The organism is Ensifer sp. EB106-05-01-XG146, from assembly GCF_058791875.1.
Map to the genome: position 1 here is coordinate 1,571,674 of NZ_JBYTDX010000001.1, position 16,959 is coordinate 1,588,632.

Annotated in this window: 18 protein-coding genes and 1 riboswitch; of the genes, 8 read left to right on the forward strand and 10 right to left on the reverse strand. The window is 61.9% G+C overall.

Going from position 1 to position 16,959, the window contains the following annotated elements:
• Positions 1 to 122: 122 nt before the first annotated feature.
• The gene (locus AC3WVQ_RS07755; protein ID WP_110819177.1) at positions 123 to 1,442 is read left to right on the forward strand and encodes a glucoamylase family protein; all 1,320 of its coding nucleotides are present in this window, start codon (positions 123 to 125) and stop codon (positions 1,440 to 1,442) included.
• Positions 1,443 to 1,467: 25 nt separating this feature from the next.
• Positions 1,468 to 3,141, forward strand: a complete 1,674-nt coding sequence (locus AC3WVQ_RS07760) for an ABC transporter ATP-binding protein/permease (RefSeq protein ID WP_090293828.1) — start codon at positions 1,468 to 1,470, stop codon at positions 3,139 to 3,141.
• Between the two features lie 91 nt (positions 3,142 to 3,232).
• Here the strand turns inward: AC3WVQ_RS07760 and AC3WVQ_RS07765 are convergent, their stop codons facing one another.
• Both AC3WVQ_RS07765 and AC3WVQ_RS07770 read right to left on the reverse strand, forming a co-directional pair.
• Positions 3,233 to 3,358, reverse strand: coding sequence for a hypothetical protein (locus AC3WVQ_RS07765; RefSeq protein ID WP_255380881.1), 126 nt, complete (start codon positions 3,356 to 3,358; stop codon positions 3,233 to 3,235).
• A 193-nt stretch (positions 3,359 to 3,551) separates the two neighbouring features.
• Positions 3,552 to 3,794, reverse strand: a complete 243-nt coding sequence (locus tag AC3WVQ_RS07770) for a hypothetical protein (RefSeq protein WP_060520773.1) — start codon at positions 3,792 to 3,794, stop codon at positions 3,552 to 3,554.
• Between the two features lie 227 nt (positions 3,795 to 4,021).
• Between AC3WVQ_RS07770 and AC3WVQ_RS07775 the strand changes: the two genes are divergently transcribed.
• Entirely contained in the window at positions 4,022 to 4,936 is a 915-nt protein-coding gene (locus AC3WVQ_RS07775; protein ID WP_090293829.1) for a DnaJ C-terminal domain-containing protein, read from the forward strand.
• A gap of 3 nt (positions 4,937 to 4,939) precedes the next feature.
• Complete coding sequence (locus AC3WVQ_RS07780; RefSeq protein WP_060520771.1) at positions 4,940 to 5,254, forward strand: chaperone modulator CbpM; 315 nt, start codon at positions 4,940 to 4,942, stop codon at positions 5,252 to 5,254.
• Here the strand turns inward: AC3WVQ_RS07780 and AC3WVQ_RS07785 are convergent.
• On the reverse strand, positions 5,251 to 5,679 hold the full coding sequence (locus AC3WVQ_RS07785; protein ID WP_060585136.1) for a nuclear transport factor 2 family protein: 429 nt from the start codon (positions 5,677 to 5,679) through the stop codon (positions 5,251 to 5,253). The genes AC3WVQ_RS07780 and AC3WVQ_RS07785 overlap by 4 nt on opposite strands.
• A 199-nt stretch (positions 5,680 to 5,878) precedes the next feature.
• Here AC3WVQ_RS07785 and AC3WVQ_RS07790 point away from each other — a divergent pair, with 199 nt between their 5' ends.
• On the forward strand, positions 5,879 to 6,235 hold the full coding sequence (locus AC3WVQ_RS07790) for a hypothetical protein (protein WP_034794298.1): 357 nt from the start codon (positions 5,879 to 5,881) through the stop codon (positions 6,233 to 6,235).
• A 22-nt stretch (positions 6,236 to 6,257) separates the two neighbouring features.
• On the opposite strand, the gene AC3WVQ_RS07795 is transcribed toward AC3WVQ_RS07790, so the two are convergent.
• Positions 6,258 to 7,244, reverse strand: a complete 987-nt coding sequence (locus tag AC3WVQ_RS07795) for a copper chaperone PCu(A)C domain-containing protein (RefSeq protein ID WP_034794300.1) — start codon at positions 7,242 to 7,244, stop codon at positions 6,258 to 6,260.
• Positions 7,245 to 7,339: 95 nt separating this feature from the next.
• Positions 7,340 to 7,729, reverse strand: a complete 390-nt coding sequence (locus tag AC3WVQ_RS07800) for a hypothetical protein (protein WP_090293831.1) — start codon at positions 7,727 to 7,729, stop codon at positions 7,340 to 7,342.
• 162 nt (positions 7,730 to 7,891) lie between these two features.
• A riboswitch (glycine riboswitch) is annotated at positions 7,892 to 7,979 on the forward strand.
• 141 nt (positions 7,980 to 8,120) lie between these two features.
• Here AC3WVQ_RS07800 and gcvT point away from each other — a divergent pair.
• From gcvT to gcvP, 3 genes are read left to right on the forward strand one after another with little or no spacing between them, the layout of a single operon-like run.
• Entirely contained in the window at positions 8,121 to 9,260 is a 1,140-nt protein-coding gene (gcvT, locus tag AC3WVQ_RS07805) for a glycine cleavage system aminomethyltransferase GcvT (RefSeq protein WP_060520768.1), read from the forward strand.
• Between the two features lie 16 nt (positions 9,261 to 9,276).
• Positions 9,277 to 9,639 carry a glycine cleavage system protein GcvH gene (gene gcvH / locus AC3WVQ_RS07810; protein ID WP_034794310.1) on the forward strand — a complete coding sequence of 121 codons (363 nt, stop codon included), beginning with the start codon at positions 9,277 to 9,279 and terminating at the stop codon, positions 9,637 to 9,639.
• Complete coding sequence (gene gcvP, locus AC3WVQ_RS07815) at positions 9,639 to 12,503, forward strand: aminomethyl-transferring glycine dehydrogenase (RefSeq protein WP_090293832.1); 2,865 nt, start codon at positions 9,639 to 9,641, stop codon at positions 12,501 to 12,503. Before gcvH ends, gcvP begins: the two co-directional genes overlap by 1 nt.
• Positions 12,504 to 12,645: 142 nt before the next feature.
• On the opposite strand, the gene AC3WVQ_RS07820 is transcribed toward gcvP, so the two are convergent.
• The 5 genes from AC3WVQ_RS07820 to AC3WVQ_RS07840 form a co-directional block, all read right to left on the reverse strand.
• Complete coding sequence (locus AC3WVQ_RS07820) at positions 12,646 to 13,074, reverse strand: response regulator (protein WP_127889067.1); 429 nt, start codon at positions 13,072 to 13,074, stop codon at positions 12,646 to 12,648.
• 11 nt (positions 13,075 to 13,085) lie between these two features.
• Positions 13,086 to 14,591, reverse strand: a complete 1,506-nt coding sequence (locus AC3WVQ_RS07825; protein WP_090293834.1) for a sensor histidine kinase — start codon at positions 14,589 to 14,591, stop codon at positions 13,086 to 13,088.
• 92 nt (positions 14,592 to 14,683) lie between these two features.
• Positions 14,684 to 15,076, reverse strand: coding sequence for a Fe-S cluster assembly scaffold SufA (sufA, locus tag AC3WVQ_RS07830; RefSeq protein ID WP_034794319.1), 393 nt, complete (start codon positions 15,074 to 15,076; stop codon positions 14,684 to 14,686).
• A 93-nt stretch (positions 15,077 to 15,169) separates the two neighbouring features.
• Positions 15,170 to 15,550 carry an SUF system Fe-S cluster assembly protein gene (locus AC3WVQ_RS07835; RefSeq protein WP_034794321.1) on the reverse strand — a complete coding sequence of 127 codons (381 nt, stop codon included), beginning with the start codon at positions 15,548 to 15,550 and terminating at the stop codon, positions 15,170 to 15,172.
• Positions 15,551 to 15,619: 69 nt separating this feature from the next.
• Positions 15,620 to 16,861, reverse strand: coding sequence for a cysteine desulfurase (locus AC3WVQ_RS07840; protein ID WP_090293835.1), 1,242 nt, complete (start codon positions 16,859 to 16,861; stop codon positions 15,620 to 15,622).
• Positions 16,862 to 16,959 lie beyond the last annotated feature (98 nt).

The following is a 16,959-nucleotide window of genomic DNA, read 5'->3' on the forward strand; positions in this document are numbered from 1 at the left end:
CCCGCGCACGGCTGGATTGACGATCACCCTGCCCGGCTTGCCTGGGCTTGCGAGCCGCTCCGCAAGGAGCGTCTCGCGCACACGACACGAACGAACCCTCATCCTCATTGCGGCTGGCTGCCATGTCGGAATTGCTGTCGACAGATCCCGAACTGAACCGCATGCCGACCGAGCAGGATCTTGCCCGGTTGCAGTTCACGACGCTGCTCTACTATCTCCACTGCACCAACCCGGACAACGGCCTGGTCCGTGACAAGACGCAGGAAGACGCGCCCGCAAGCATCGCCGCGGTCGGCATGGCGCTCGCGACGATCCCGGTGTTGGTCGAGCGCGGCATCGTCATCCGCAAATTTGCCGCAAAGATCGCGCGTCGGCGCTTGCAGTTTCTCCTGGAGTGCCCGCAGGGACCGGAACCCGACGCCTCCGGCTACAAGGGCTTCTTCTACCACTTCCTCGATATCGAAACCGGCAGGCGCGTTTGGGAGTGCGAGCTTTCGACGATCGACTCCGCCTTTCTTTTCGCGGGTGCTCTGACAGTGGCCGCCTATTTCGACGGCGATGGCGCCGAAGAAGTTGAAATCCGCAGGGTGGCAAACGCGCTCTATGAACGAGCCGACTGGAACTGGGCCTGCGATCACGGCCTGACGCTCACCCACGGCTGGCGGCCGGAAAACGGCTTCATCCCCTATCGCTGGCGCGGCTACGACGAGGGCCTGCTCCTCTACATCCTCGGCCTCGGCTCACCGACCCACCCGCTCCCGCCGGAAGCCTATGCGGCTTATACCGCAAGCTACGACTGGCGGAACCTTTACGGGCGCGAATTGCTCTATTCGGGACCGCTCTTCACCCACCAGCTCTCGCATATGTGGGTCGATTTCCGCGGCATCCGCGACGAATTCATGCGCGAGCACAACAGCGACTATTTCCAGAACAGTCGCCACGCGACCTTCGTCCAGCAGGAATATGCCATCCGCAACCCGCTGAATTTCGTCGGCTACGGCGAGCATTGCTGGGGCTTCACCGCAAGCGATGGTCCCGGCTGGACCAAGCGCACGGTGAACGGTGTCGAGCGGGATTTCTTCGACTACATCGCCCGCGGCGCCCCCTTCGGTCCTGACGATGGGACCGTGTCGCCCTGGGCAGTCGTCGCCTCCCTGCCCTTCGCGCCGGAAATCGTCATACCGACGGTCTGGAATTGTGCCCGTATGGATCTCGGCATGACCAGGCTTTACGGCTTCAGGCCCTCCTTCAACCGCAGCTTTCCGGCGGAAGGAACCGAATCCGGCTGGTGGGTCAGCCCCTATCATTTCGGCATCGACCAAGGCCCCGTGGTGCTGATGATCGAGAACTACAGGACCGGCCTGCTGTGGAACATCATGCGCCGCTGCGAGCCGATGGTGGTGGGATTGCGACGGGCAGGCTTCTCCGGCGGCTGGCTCTGACGGCCAAAGCAACAAAGGTACTCTGATGGACAGCCAGCCAGTGCCGATCAGAACAACCGCACTTCGCTTCGCACGGGCTGTCCGGATGCTGCTGACCTCCGAGGTCGGAGGCCGTGCCAAGTTGATGTTTGCCGGGCTTATTGCGCTGCTTTTCGGTCTGAACGGCCTCAACGTCGTCAACAACTACGTCGGCCGAAACTTCATGACGGCGATCGCCGAGCGCCAGATGAGCGAGTTCATTCGGCAAGCGGTTTTCTACGTCTGCGTCTTTGCCGTTCTCACCGTGACCGGTGTTATCGCACGTTTTGTCGAAGAACGGCTGGCGCTGCTGTGGCGTGAATTCATGACGAGACGCGCCGTCGATCTCTATTTGGAGGAGGAGACCTATTATCGCGTGGAAGTCTCGGGGACGCTAAGCAATCCGGACCAGCGGATATCGGAGGACATCCAGGCGTTCACTGTCACCACGCTTTCCTACATCATCATGCTGTTCAGCAGCACGCTGACGGTGGTGACGTTCTCAGGCGTGCTCTGGTCGATCAGCCCGCTGCTGTTTGTCGTCGCTGTTTTCTATGCCGCCTGCGGCTCGTATATGACGATCGTGCTCGGTCGGCCGCTGATCGGCCTGAACTATGAGCGGCTCGACAGGGAGGCGAACTTGAGGTCGAGCCTCATGCACCTGCGCGAAAACGCAGAAGCGGTGATGGTGACCAGCGTCGAGGGGCAGCAGAAGACGCGATTGCTAGATCGCCTCGATGCCTTGGTCGTCAACATCCTGACGATTACCGCCGTCAATCGCAACCTGGCCTTTTTTACCAGCGGCTACAACTGGATGATCCAGATCATCCCGGATTTGATCATCGCTCCGGCTTTCATGCGCGGCGAAATCGAGTTTGGGGTGATTACCCAATCAGGTGCAGCCTTCGCCATGCTTGTCGGCGCATTCTCGCTGATCGTCAGGCAGTTCAATTCGATCTCGAATTTCGCCGTCGTCGTTTCTCGACTGAGCGCCTTGCTGGAGGCAATCGAGGAAAGCCGAAAAAGCAGCGTCTCGTGCATCGAACTGGTGAAGCAAGACGGCGATCTGGCCTTTGACCAGGTAACGCTGGGATCGGCAGTCACCCACCCATTGCTTCGCGATCTGTCGCTGTCGATCCCAATGGGAACGCCTGTGCTGATCTCAGGGCCGCATGCGGCCGCGGGGGCTGCCCTCTTCCGGGCCACCGCGGGAATTCCGACCGCCGGCACCGGGCGGATCGAGCGCCCGGAAAGTCTGATGTTTCTGCCGCAACGACCCTATCTGCCGCCGGGTCCTCTTCGGCAATATCTTCTGCCGCCTGGAAGTTCCGAAGGCATCTCCGATAGCCAGGTGCTCAATGTCTTGCGCAGCCTCGGTCTCGGTGGGCTCGCCGATGGCGCCGAGGGGCTGGAGAAGGAACAGGATCGGGATATGTCCTTGGGCGACCAGCAACTCCTGGCCCTCGCCAAGGTGCTTCTCGCCAGACCACGGTATGTGTTTCTCGACCGGATCGAGGCAACGCTTGGTCGTGAGGCCTTGCGCAACACCCTGAGCCTTCTCCGCCAGAGTTCGATCACCTGCATCAACAACGGCGAGGAAGGCGATACACGCGACCTTTACGGCGCCTTCCTGGATTGCCGGGAGGATGGCAGCTGGACGTGGAAAGACGATCGGACTTGATCAGCCCCATCCCGGCACGCACTCAAGGCCGAGACCTGACCGGCATGCCCCGCCTGAGCGATCGCCCAATGACCGATTCTGACGCCGGCACCTACCGCGGCGCGACGATGCCCTGGTAGTAGTCGCCATCACCGCCGACGACCCGCGGCGGACCATTGTAGGTTTGTGAACAGGCGGCCAGCGTGGTGAGCGCAAGCAACAATACGATCGTTCTCATGAAGTCCCCTTCTGGCCTGCATGCCGGCTATGTCCTTGAGACTTGGGAGAATCTGAGGCGGAGCCGGTTAGAAAACAAGTACTAAAATGGTGGTATAACAAAATCTATGATCGTTGAAGATGCAATCTTCAACGATTGCCGCCCGCTATGGGGCGGCAATCCGGACACGGTCAACAATGGATGAATAGGTCGCCTAGATCGGGCGCTGCCGGTTGGTCTGTTCGCGCTCTCTCCAGTACTGCAGCCGAAGTCGCGGCGCCATGATCCAGGCGATGAACGGCGTGACGAGGAAACAGCTGACGACCACGATCGGGATCGCATATTTGGCGTTGGCCGTGAGGGCCGGTACCGACAGAACGATCAGGATCCCGATGGCGAACAGGATGGCGTTGATCATCAGGCCGACCATGATCGCGAGTTGCAGGCGGACGGACATTTCGACCTCCCGAAGCTTCGGGGCGCTACGCCCCTTAAGCGTGCATTTGCGCGGCGGATTGTAGCAGACCGCTCTCATTCGCGAAATGGTGGAGTTCGCGCGGCGTCTCGCCCCTGTCGCGGGCGCAAATCTGCTCTATGCTTTTAGGCGAGCGATTGAAGACGCACGCGCCGGCCCGGCAAGGCTCGGGGAACGTGGTCGATCCGCGCTCGCCCAAAGGAGATCGCATGACGAGCCCATACGAAACGCTCGGTGTCAGCCGCGACGCGACGCAAAAGGACATCCAGAGCGCCTATCGCAAGCTTGCCAAGATGCTGCACCCGGATCTCAATCCGGGAGACAAGGGCGCGGAGGACCGCTTCAAGGCGGTTTCAGCGGCCTATTCCTTGCTTGGAGACGAAGACAAACGCGGAAAATACGATCGCGGAGAGATAGACGAGACCGGAGCGGAAACGCCGCCCCGGCACTACTACCGCGACTATGCCCAATCAGGCGATGCGGGGGCACGTTACGAAAGCGCGCATGGCTTTTCTGATTTCGCCGAAGCGGACGATATCTTTTCGAGCTTCTTTTCACGGCGCGCGGGCGGGCAGCAGCAGCGCCAGCGCGGTCGCGATACCCATTTCTCGATGGAGATCGCATTTCTCGACGCGGCCAATGGCACCAAGACCCAGATCACCCTGCCCGGCGGCGGACCTGCGCTCGACCTGACCATTCCGCCCGGCACGCGCGATGGCCAGACGCTGAGGCTGCGCGGCAAGGGAGAACCGGGTCGCGACGGCGCACCGGCTGGCGACGCGCTGATCGACATTCGCGTCCGCCCGCATCCGCTCTTTGCCACGGATGGTGACGACGTGCGCTACGAGGTGCCGATATCGCTGAGCGAGGCCGTGCTCGGCGGCAAGATCCGCGTTCCGACGATCGATGGTGCCGTGAACGTTTCGATCGCTCCGCACACCAACACGGGCAAGACGCTTCGGCTGAAGGGCAAGGGACTGCACAAGCCGGGCGGTGGCCATGGCGATGCCTATGTCAGCCTGAAGATCGTGCTGCCGCAGGCCCCGGACCCGGCGCTTTCCGCCTTCGTCGAAGGCTGGGCCGCCGGCAAGACGGAAGATCCGCGCAAGGGCATGGGAGGATGACCTATGAACGACCGTGAATTTTGCGAACATCTCGATATCGAGGTCAAGGTTCTGCGCATCTGGGTCGAGCAGCGCTGGCTGATGCCCCAGGAGGCTGACGCCGGCTGGCTGTTCGAGGATGCCGACCTTGCGCGCGCGCGGCTGATCCAGGATCTGACGGGCCCCATGGGGGTCAATGACAACGGCGTCGACGTGGCCATGCAACTGCTCGACCAGGTCCACAGCCTACGGGGTCGCCTAGCGGTGTTGATGAACGCCATTCGCTCCCAGGAGCCGGCGGTTCAAAAGCTCATCTTGTCGAGCGCCGAGGAGGATTAGGCAACGGCCGGCTCGTTCAGCAGCCCGATCGTTTCGGCGACAAACAGGGTATCGACGAACTCCGTAAGGTCGACGATCCGATCGTCCCGGAACGTGAACTTGTCGATGATTTCGGTTCGCTCGCGGGTCTGCGACGGGATGAAGCGAACAAAGCCGGCGCGGTGGACGATGACGGTATCGCCATCGGCATAGCAGCCGACCATCTCCATCTCGCTCAGGTCCCAGTTCTTGACGAGCGTCGAGAAACTGTCGCGCACTGTTTCCGGCGTGTTGACGGCCAGTGCCAACGTGCCGAGCCTGCCGCTTCCCACGATGCGGAAGCTGAAGTTCGGATCGAGTTGCGCCATCATGGTGTCGAGGTCGTTGACATCGCGGGCGAGATAAAGGGCCCGCACCCTGAATTCCAGCATGCTTCGCTCAGTCATGACAGCCTCCCCGTTTCTATTAGAACGAGTGTGTTTTAACTTTAGCGATCGCGCAAGTATTAGTGGTGTTCCGCCCCGCTTCGCACCGCTCGCAGTGACCATCGTTAGAGTTTTCCTAAAATGCAACCACCAGTTTTTACCCGCCTTCAGGTGAAACTGAGCGACAAGAATGGATTGCTAACGGGAAGGCAGAGAAAACGTGACACAGGTCGTCACAGTATCCGCAACGACGGCGGCTTATGCGGCGGAAGCGCTGAAGCCGTCTGCACGTGTGCGTGGCGACGGTCCGACCGATGAAGCGATCACGTTGCTCTCGGCGCGGCGCACCGAAGAGCCCAAGTTGACGCCGGTCTCGATCCCGAAGACCAAAGGCGCCCTGCCCCTCTCCTTCATGCTGGCCACGGCCGACGGCCGTCTGCCGGAGCGCTCGGAAGCCGAAGCCCTGCGCCGCTATCTCGAATTCATGCGCGATGACGACGGCGGTTCCGAGAAGCAGGAAAACGAAGGCCGGCAGGATGAACCCGCCGGCCAGGAGGATGAAAGCGACGCCGCCTGAGGCGGTATCGCGATTTCTCGGGTCAATGATGCTTTTGGCCGCCGGCTGCCTCACCGCCCTTGGCCGAGCCGACCGGGAACGTCGCATCGACCTTGCCGGCCTTTTCGAAGACGAGCGTGACGGGAACCGTATCGCCTTCCTTGAAGGGCGTCTTCACGTCCATGAACATCAGATGCAGGCCGCCGGCCTTGAGCTCCACCGTTTCGCCGGCCGGCAATGCCACGCCGTCGTCGAGCTTGCGCATCCGCATCACGTCGTTTTCCATCTTCATCTCGTGGATCTCGACACGCGCGGCCGCAGGGCTCTCGACAGCAACGAGCCGGTCTTCACCTGCCCCACCGTTCTTGATCGTCAGGAAGCCGCCGCCGACCTTGGCGCCCGGCAGCATGGCCTTCACCGAGCCACCGGAGATATCGAGATCGCCGACCTTCGCCGAGCCGCCGGCCGCAGCCATATGTCCGCCATGGCCGGCGTGCGGATCGGCGGCATCGGCCATCGTCACCGTTACGGTCGGTGCCGGGCTTTTCAGGTCATGTGCGTTCTGGCCCTCGGCAGCCACCTGGTCCCAGACGACCTTGCCTTCGGTGCCGCAAAGCTGTGTGGTCGGGAAGGCCAGCACTGTCTCCTTGTCGAAGCCCGAGACTTTGCCGCGCACGACAAAGGTGTCGTAGTATTCGTTGGGAAGATTGCCGCCCTTCCACCGGATCTCCAGTGGGCCGGACGAGACCTTCTTGCCGTGATTGTCATAGGTCTTCTGGTAATCGCCCTTGATGATCTCGATTTCCCAGCCGGGCTTCGGCTGCGGTTGGGCGAAAACGAAGCCTTCCGGCAGCTTGATCTGTACTTCCGTCGTCGGCTTGCCGTCGCAGCCATGCGGAACCTGCAGCACCGCCTTGAAGGTGGTCTCCACCGGCGCCGTGTCTTTCTCGAAGGTGGCATGGGCGTGGGCGATGCCGCTTGCGGCAAGGGTAAGGCCGAGCGAAAGCGAAACGATCCTGGTCTTTGTCATGTCGGAATCTCCTGACCACGCGCCGGGCTTTGCCCGGTGTCCGGTGGTCCAAGCCGCTTGAACGCGGCAAATTGTATTGGGATGCGAGAGGAGAGTTACGAACGCGCCGGAGGCCCGCGCGAAGGCGGCAGCAACCGCAGATGCGGATGGGGCGTCGCGTATTCAGCGACAACTGTCGAAACCTGCCAGGCGCCCGTTTCGGCGCGAACGCTCTCGGTTGGCGGAGCCGGCAGCAGGATAGAGCCCGAAAGACGGCAGGCCTCGCAGACCGGGGCCATCGCTTGGCCCTTGCCGCTTTCATGGTCGACGCCATCCATGCCGAAGCAGATTTCGGCGATCGTTCCGTCAGGCAGCTGATAGGCGGAAATTTCGGCCGGGCTGAGCGTCTTGGCGCTGAGCGGCTTGTGGGCAAAGGTCAGGAAAACGAGCGCAAAGACGGCGATCAGCCGCACTGCTATCCCGAATTTTCCGTCGCGCCCTGTCATGGTTATCCCCGGTATCTGTCTTGGGTTATCCTCAACCGGAGAAGAATGCAAAGGCAGAATTGCCGCACCCTGCCCGGCTGCGTCTTTTGGTCATGCGACAAAAATGTGTTTCAGCGCGACACCGCCCCCTTGCCAAGCTCTGGCCTTCGCCGTTATCTGGAGACGATCTTGTTGGGAGAAGCCGGTTCGCTCCGGTGCCGAAGGAGCAACCGCCCCGGAAACTCTCAGGCCAAAGGACCAGCAAGGTGCCGGTAGGACTCTGGAGAGAAGCGTTTTTACGCTCGCCGAAGGGATAACAATCTCAGGCAAAGGGACAGAGGGGGCTCGAATCGACGGCGATTGACGCCGGAAGTGTGAGCCGGCGCGGGAGCGCCAGACCTGGAGGCCGGATTTGGAAAACAATCCTCATTTGAAACAGACGCCGCTGCATGCGCTGCACCTTTCGCTGGGCGCGCGCATGGTACCCTTTGCCGGTTACGACATGCCGGTGCAGTACCCCGATGGCGTGATGAAGGAACACCAGCACACCCGTGTTGCTGCCGGTCTCTTCGATGTATCGCATATGGGCCAGGTCATCGTTCGGCCGAAGTCCGGCAAGATCGAGGACGCGGCCCTGGCGCTCGAAAAGCTGGTGCCGGTCGATGTGCTCGGCCTTGCCGAGGGCCGCCAGCGTTATGGCCTCTTCACCAATGCCGAAGGCGGCATCCTCGACGACCTGATGATCACCAACCGCGGCGACCATCTCTTCCTCGTCGTCAACGCTGCCTGCAAGGACGCCGACTTCGAGCTCCTGAAGGCCGGTCTCTCCGATACCTGCGACGTGACGATGCTCGACGATCGCGCGCTGATCGCGCTTCAGGGCCCGCACGCCGAAGCCGTGCTCGGAGAACTCTGGGCTGATGTCTCCGCCATGCGCTTCATGGACGTCGCCGAAGCCGACCTGCATGACGTCACCTGCATCATTTCCCGCTCGGGCTATACCGGCGAAGACGGTTTCGAGATCTCCATTCCCGTTGCCTCCGCCGTCGATGTTACCCAGCGCCTGCTCGAACATCCCGATGTGAAGCCGATCGGCCTTGGCGCCCGCGATTCGCTGCGCCTTGAAGCCGGTCTTTGTCTCTATGGCAACGACATCGACACCACCACGACCCCGGTCGAAGGGGCGCTCGAATGGGCACTGCAGAAGGCGCGCCGCGCCGGTGGCGCCCGCGAAGGTGGTTTCCCCGGTGCCGATCGTATCCTCGGCCAGTTCGCCGCTGGCGCCTCGCGCCGCCGCGTCGGCCTGAAGCCCGAGGGACGCGCGCCGGTTCGCGGCGGCGCTAACCTCTTTGCCGATGCCGAGGGCAAGACCCCGGTCGGCCAGGTGACCTCGGGTGGCTTCGGCCCCTCGGTCGATGGCCCGGTCGCCATGGGCTATGTCGATGCCGGCCATATCGAGAACGGCACCACCCTTTTTGCGGAAGTGCGCGGCAAGTACCTGCCGGTGGCGGTCGCCGCCCTTCCCTTCGTCAAACAAACCTACAAACGCTGATCAGGAGAGAGCGCACATGTTGAAGTTCACTGAGGAACACGAGTGGCTGAAGATCGAAGCTGGTGTCGCAACCGTCGGCATCACCGAGCATGCCGCCGGCCAGCTCGGCGATCTCGTCTTCGTTGAACTGCCGGAAACCGGCTCGAACTTTGCCAAGGGCGATAGCGCCGCCACCGTCGAATCCGTCAAGGCAGCTTCTGACGTCTATTGTCCGCTTGACGGCGAAATCGTCGAAGTGAACCAGGCGATCGTCGACGACCCGTCGCTCGTCAACAGCGACCCGCAGGGTGCTGCCTGGTTCTTCAAGCTGAAGCTTGCCAACCCCAGCGATGCCGATGCCCTCCTCGAGGAAGCGGCCTACAAGGAGCTCGTCGCCTGATGAGCATGCCCAAGGATTTCACCTTTACGGACTACAAGCCGTATGACTTCGCCAATCGGCGTCATATCGGCCCGTCGCCGGCCGAAATGGACGAGATGCTGAAGGTCGTCGGTTACCCGACGCTCGATGCGCTGATCGACGACACCGTGCCGCCTTCGATCCGCCAGAAAACGCCGCTTGCCTGGGGCGCGCCGATGACCGAGCGCGAGGCGCTCGACAAGATGCGCGAAACGGCCAACCGCAACCAGAAGCTCGTGTCGCTGATCGGCCAAGGCTACTACGGCACGATCACGCCGCCGGTCATCCAGCGCAACATCCTGGAAAACCCGGCCTGGTACACGGCCTATACGCCCTACCAGCCGGAAATCAGCCAGGGCCGCCTCGAAGCGCTGCTCAACTACCAGACCATGGTCTGCGACCTGACTGGCCTCGACGTTGCCAACGCGTCGCTTCTCGATGAAGCGACCGCAGCCGCTGAAGCGATGGCGATGGCCGAGCGCGTTTCGAAGTCGAAGGCCAAGTCCTTCTTCGTCGACGAAAATTGCCATCCGCAGACGATCGCGCTTCTGAAGACCCGCGCCGAGCCGCTCGGCTGGCAGATCGTCATCGGCAATCCCTTCACCGATCTCGATCCGGTCGACGTCTTCGGCGCGATCTTCCAGTATCCGGGCACCTACGGCCATGTGAACGACTTCACGGGCCTGATTGCCCGCCTGCACCAGACTGGCGCGATCGCGACCGTTGCCGCCGATCCGCTGGCGCTGGCGCTTCTGAAGTCGCCTGGCGAAATGGGCGCCGATATCGCCATCGGCTGCACCCAGCGCTTCGGCGTTCCGGTCGGCTATGGGGGGCCGCATGCGGCCTATATGGCCGTCAAGGATGCACACAAGCGCTCGATGCCCGGCCGTCTCGTCGGCGTCTCGGTCGACGCGCGCGGCAACCGCGCCTATCGCCTGTCGCTGCAGACCCGCGAACAGCACATCCGCCGCGAAAAGGCGACGTCGAACATCTGCACCGCGCAGGTTCTGCTCGCCGTCATGGCCTCGATGTACGCCGTCTTCCATGGACCGAAGGGCATCAAGGCGATCGCCCAGAGCGTTCACCAGAAGACCGTTCGTCTCGCCATGGGCCTCGAAAAGCTCGGCTACACGGTCGAGCCCGATGTGTTTTTCGACACGATCACCGTCGAAGTCGGCAAGCTGCAGGGCATCATCCTCAAGACCGCGGTCGCCGAGGAAGTGAACCTGCGCAAGATCGGCGAGACCAAGATCGGCATCAGCCTCGACGAGCGCTCGCGCCCCGTCACGCTCGAAGCCGTCTGGCGCGCCTTCGGTGGCGACTTCAAGGTGGAAGAGTTCGAGCCGGGTTACCGCCTGCCGCAGCCGCTGCTGCGCACCAGCGAATACCTGATGCACCCGATCTTCCACATGAACCGCGCCGAAAGCGAGATGACGCGCTACATCCGCCGTCTGTCGGACCGCGACCTGGCGCTCGATCGGGCGATGATCCCGCTCGGCTCGTGCACGATGAAGCTGAACGCGACCGCCGAGATGCTGCCGATCACCTGGCCGGAATTCTCGGAGATCCATCCCTTCGTGCCGAAGGATCAGGCGGCTGGCTACCAGCACATGATCGAAGACCTGTCGGAGAAGCTCTGCGCCGTCACCGGCTATGACGCGATCTCCATGCAGCCGAACTCCGGTGCACAGGGCGAATATGCCGGTCTCCTGACAATCCGTGCATACCACCTTGCGCAGGGCAACGCCCATCGCGACGTCTGCCTGATCCCGACCTCGGCGCACGGCACCAACCCTGCGTCGGCCCAGATGGCCGGCATGAAGGTGGTCGTCATCAAGGTCAGCGAAAACGGCGACATCGACATGGAAGATTTCCGTGCGAAAGCCGAGCAGTATGCCGAAAATCTCTCGTGCTGCATGATCACCTATCCTTCGACGCACGGTGTGTTCGAGGAGAATGTGCGCGAGGTCTGCGAAATCGTGCACAAGCACGGCGGCCAGGTCTACATGGACGGCGCCAACATGAACGCCATGGTCGGCCTTGCCCGCCCCGGCGACATCGGTTCCGACGTCAGCCATCTCAACCTGCACAAGACCTTCTGCATTCCGCATGGCGGCGGCGGTCCCGGCATGGGCCCGATCGGCGTCAAGGCGCATTTGGCGCCATACCTGCCCGGCCACCCGGAAACGGACGGCCAGGACGGCGCGGTTTCGGCTGCTCCCTTCGGTTCGGCCTCGATCCTGCCGATCTCCTGGAGCTACTGCCTGATGATGGGCGGCGAAGGCCTGACCCAGGCGACGAAGGTGGCGATCCTCAACGCCAACTACATCGCAGCAAGGCTCAAGGGCGCCTACGAGGTGCTCTACAAGTCGTCGAAGGGGCGTGTCGCGCATGAATGCATCATCGACACCCGTCCGCTGGTCGAAAGCGCCGGCGTGACTGTTGACGACGTCGCCAAGCGCCTGATCGACTGCGGTTTTCACGCCCCGACCATGAGCTGGCCGGTTGCCGGAACTTTAATGATCGAGCCGACCGAATCGGAAACCAAGGCCGAGATCGACCGATTCTGCGAGGCAATGCTTGCCATCCGCGAGGAAGCCCGTGCGATCGAGGAAGGTCGCATGGACAAGACCAATAACCCGCTGAAGAACGCTCCGCACACGGTCGAAGACCTGGTCGGCGAATGGGATCGCCCCTATTCGCGCGAGCAGGCCTGCTACCCGCCGGGCGCCTTCCGGGTCGACAAGTACTGGTCGCCGGTCAATCGTGTCGACAACGTCTTCGGTGACCGCAACCTCGTCTGCACCTGCCCGCCGCTCGAAAGCTACGCGGAAGCCGCAGAGTAACGACATCGACCGGCGGAGCAGCAATGCTCCGCCGGTTGTTTTCTCCGGCGCGGCTGCGCCCGGACGGATGCGCGCCTGTGCGCTCGACCCCATTCCCCAAAAAAACGTGGCGTGTACTATCGATCGCGTGAAGACAGCTGGCCTATCGGCGCGCGCTCATGCCCGGTGGCAGGATTGTGCTTTCGACCCAGAAGCGAATGAACGCTTCGGCGAAGCGACGATATTCGATGACCGAAGACGGCTTTGCCGCATAGGCATTGGCGCCGGCACCGTAGCAGTGAAGCACGTCGGCCGGATTGATCGAGGACGTCAGCACGATGATCGGGATGAGCGCAGTGGCACGGCTCTTGCGCACGCGCCTTAGGAGCTCGATCCCATCGCTGCCGGGCAGCTTGATATCCATCAGCATGTAGTCGAAGTGCCCGCTGGAGAGCTGTTCCACGGCCTCGTCCGCGTCGGTCACCAGGACGAGTTCGATCGATTTGTCGATCTGGGCAAAGGCGCGCATCACGAAACGCGCATCGTGCGCGTCGTCTTCCACCAAGAGCAATCGCTTTGGCGTCGAGGTCACCTTGTTCCGCCCTACTTCGCCTTCCTCAGCCACCTCGGAAGCAACACGATGAAACGTGCGCCTTCTCGGAAGCTCGTGTCAAGGCAGATCGAACCGCCATGGCTTTCGGCGATGCGTTTGGCGAGCGACAAGCCGATTCCCGTGCCGCCATAGACCGTCTCATCCTTGTGCAGCCGCTGGAACACTTCGAAGATGCGCGTCGCAAACCGCGGATCGATGCCGATTCCGTTGTCCTCTACGACCAGTTCCACCGTTTGGTGCAAAACGCTGCCGTGGATGCGGATGACCGGAGGGCGGTCGGCGTGCCGGTACTTGATCGCATTGCCGACGAGGTTCTGGACCAGGCGGCGCAGCAGCTCGGGATCCCCTTCCAGTTCCGGCAGTGGGCCTACCTCGAAGGTTGCGTTTGCGTCGTTTGCGTCACCGGCGAGAATCGTCAACGTCTCCGAGACGACGTCGCTCAGCCGCACCTGGGTCCAGTCGGTGATGCGATGCGCGATCTGCGCATAGTCGAGCAGGCTGTCGACCACGCGGTTCATCCGCCGGACGCTGTCGCGCAGGTGCCGGGCATTTTCCGCAAGTTCGGTCTGATTGCCTGCCTTGAGGTCGTCTTCGATCATCTCGGAGAACATCGAGATGTGCCGAAGCGGCGCCTTGAGATCGTGGGAAACGGTGGCGGTGAACTGAGCGAGTGCCTCGTTCTTGTGTTCCAGTTCCTGCCGTTGCCGCTCGAGCGCGAGCTCGGCGCGCTTCAGATCCGTGACATCGACACGCGCGACGACCGTGTTGCCATCCTTGGCCTTGATGTTCTCCACTCTCAGCCAGCGGTCGTCGGCATAGCGGTGGATCTTCGGCTTTCCGTCCGGATAGCGGAAATCGCGCAGACGCGAGGCGATCCATTCGTTGCCTTCGCGCGTGCCCGGCAAGGCGTCCGGGTAGTGACCGCCCTGGCGCGCCAAGAGCAGGATTTCCTCGGCGGTGATGCCGGGCTTGAGTGCCGGACCGGCAGGCCCGCAGATCGCCTGATAGGCCCTGTTATAGACGACCAGCCGTTCCTCCCTGTCGAAGATGGCAAAGCCTTCAGGCATTGCTTCGAGGGCTGCATTCAGCATCTCGGAAGCCTTCTGCCGTTCGCTCACCGCTTCGGTCAGGTCCGAAACGTCTCTGATGATACCGATAAGCGCCAGTTCCTCGCCTTGGTCGTTGATCAGGGGCGTGGTGCGCAGATGCCCGGAAAATGTCGATCCGTCACGCCTGATATAAAGATAGTTCGAAGTCCGGGGGGCGGTTTCGTCCACGCGCGCCGCCCGGTTCTGCAGGCGCTTGGCATATTCCGCATCGGTCGCGTAGATCAGGCGCACGGATCTGTCGATGAACTCCGCGGACGGATAACCGAACTGGCGAAGTGCTGCATTGTTCGCGGAACGGATGATACGCTCGGCGTCGATGATGATCACGGGATCGGGAAACGTTTCGTAGAGCGCCTTGAAGACGAGATCTTCGTTCAACGCCGCCATGTCCCTCTCCCTATTCCATAGATGTGTATCTCAGCAGAAAAAAGGCCCGGCGAAAACCGGGCCGACCTATTCAATTGAAGGAATGGTAAAACTCAGTTGGCGCGCACTACGGCGTCACCCTGTGCCGCAAGTGCGGCCAGATCGGCCGGCTTCAGCTCGACCGATTCGCCACATCCGCAGGCGGATGTCTGGTTGGGATTGTGGAAGGTGAATCCGGAGCGCAGCGTCGTCACTTCGAAATCCATCTGCGTGCCGAGCAGATAGAGCACGGCTTCCGGCGCAATCCAGACCTTGGCGCCCTGATGCTCGATCAGGTCGTCCTTGGGGTTCGGCTCGGTCACGAGATCGACGGCATATTCCATGCCGGCGCAGCCACCCTTCTTGATGCCGACGCGAATGCCCTTGGCATCGGCGCCGGAATTCTCGACGATCGCACGCACTCGGCCGGCAGCGGCATCGGTCAGGCTCATCACGGCAAAGCCCATGGGCTCATTCTCCTTGTCGTCACCGGGGTAAAGGCCCGGCGCCTTACAGAATCAAATGTAGTATCCGTGCCTTAACGGATCAATACGCGAGGCTCAGTACCACCCGACGGCGACCTGTGCTTCCTCTGACATGCGGTCCGGCGTCCACGGCGGATCGAAGGTCATTTTGACCTCCACACCTGAGACGCCCTCGACGGCGCCGACGGCGTTCTCGACCCAGCCCGGCATCTCGCCCGCCACCGGGCAGCCGGGTGCTGTCAGCGTCATGTCGATCTTGACCATGCGGTCGTCTTCGATGTCGATCTTGTAGATGAGACCGAGTTCGAAGATGTCGGCCGGGATTTCCGGGTCGTAGACGGTCTTCAGCGCCGCGATGATGTCGTCGCTGAGGCGCGCAATCTCTTCGGTTGGGATCGCCGAATGCACGATGCCCTCGCGGACGTCGACCTTTTCTTCCGTTGCATCAAGGCTCATGTCGGCCTCCTGGACTTTCTCTAGTGGTTCAGCAGATTGGGATAAATCCCTGAACCTTTTACAAACTTCTTAGGCGAAGAACTTTCGTGCATGCTCCAGCGCGTCGACCAGCGCATCGACCTCGGCCCGTGTGTTGTAGAGCCCGAAGGATGCACGGCATGTGGAGGTCACGCCGAAACGTTTCAAGAGCGGCTGGGCGCAATGGGTACCGGCGCGAACAGCGACACCGGCACGGTCGATCACCATCGACACATCGTGCGAATGAATGCCGGCAAGCTCGAAGGCGAAAATGCTGCCCTTGTCGGGCGTGTTGCCGAAGACCCGCAGCGAATTGACCGACGAGAGGCGCTCGCGCGCATAGGCCGTCAGATCGGCTTCATGCGCCTGGATCGCTGCACGACCAAGCTTGTCCATGTAATCGAGCGCATAGCCAAGGCCGATTGCCTGCACGATCGGGGGCGTGCCGGCCTCGAACCGGTGCGGCGGATCGTTGTAGGTAACATAATCCTCGGTCACCACCTCGATCATCTCACCGCCGCCGAGGAACGGTCGCATCTCCTTCAGCCGGTCCGTCTTGCCGTAGAGCACACCGACACCGGAGGGGCCGTAGAGCTTGTGGCCGGTCATCACATACCAGTCGCAGTCGATGTCCTGGACATCGACCGGCATGTGCACGGCGCCCTGGCTGCCATCGACCAGAACCGGAATCCCGCGCTCGCGGGCGATGCGGCAGATTTCCTTGACCGGAACGACGGTTCCGAGCGCATTCGACATATGGGTGATGGCGATGAGCTTGGTCTTGTCCGTCAGGCACTTGACGAAATCTTCGACGTGCAACGCGCCGTCGTCATCGACCGGGATCCAGACGAGCTTGGCGCCCTGGCGTTCGCGGATGAAATGCCAGGGAACGATGTTGGAGTGGTGCTCCATGATCGACAGTACGATCTCGTCACCCTCGCCAAGCTTCGGCATGCCGTAGCCATAGGCGACCGTGTTGATCGCCTCGGTCGAGGACTTGGTGAAGATGACGTTGTCGACCGATGGGGCATTGAGGAAGCGGCGCACCTTTTCGCGTGCCGCCTCATAGGCTTCCGTCGCGGCATTCGACAGGTAATGCAGGCCGCGATGGACGTTGGCGTATTCGTTGGAATAGGCATGAGAGATCGCATCGATCACGACCTGTGGCTTCTGTGCCGATGCGCCGTTGTCGAGATAGACGAGCGGCTTGCCGTAGACGGTTTTCGACAGGATCGGAAAATCCTTGCGGATCGTTTCGACGTCGTAGGCGGGCACCGGTACAGAGTGTTCCATGTCTTCAATCCAATTTCGCCACGTCGCCGCGCGTCCCTGAGAACGCGCTAAGCGCACTGCAACATGTTGAAGTCCTGCGCAATTTTACCCCAAATCAA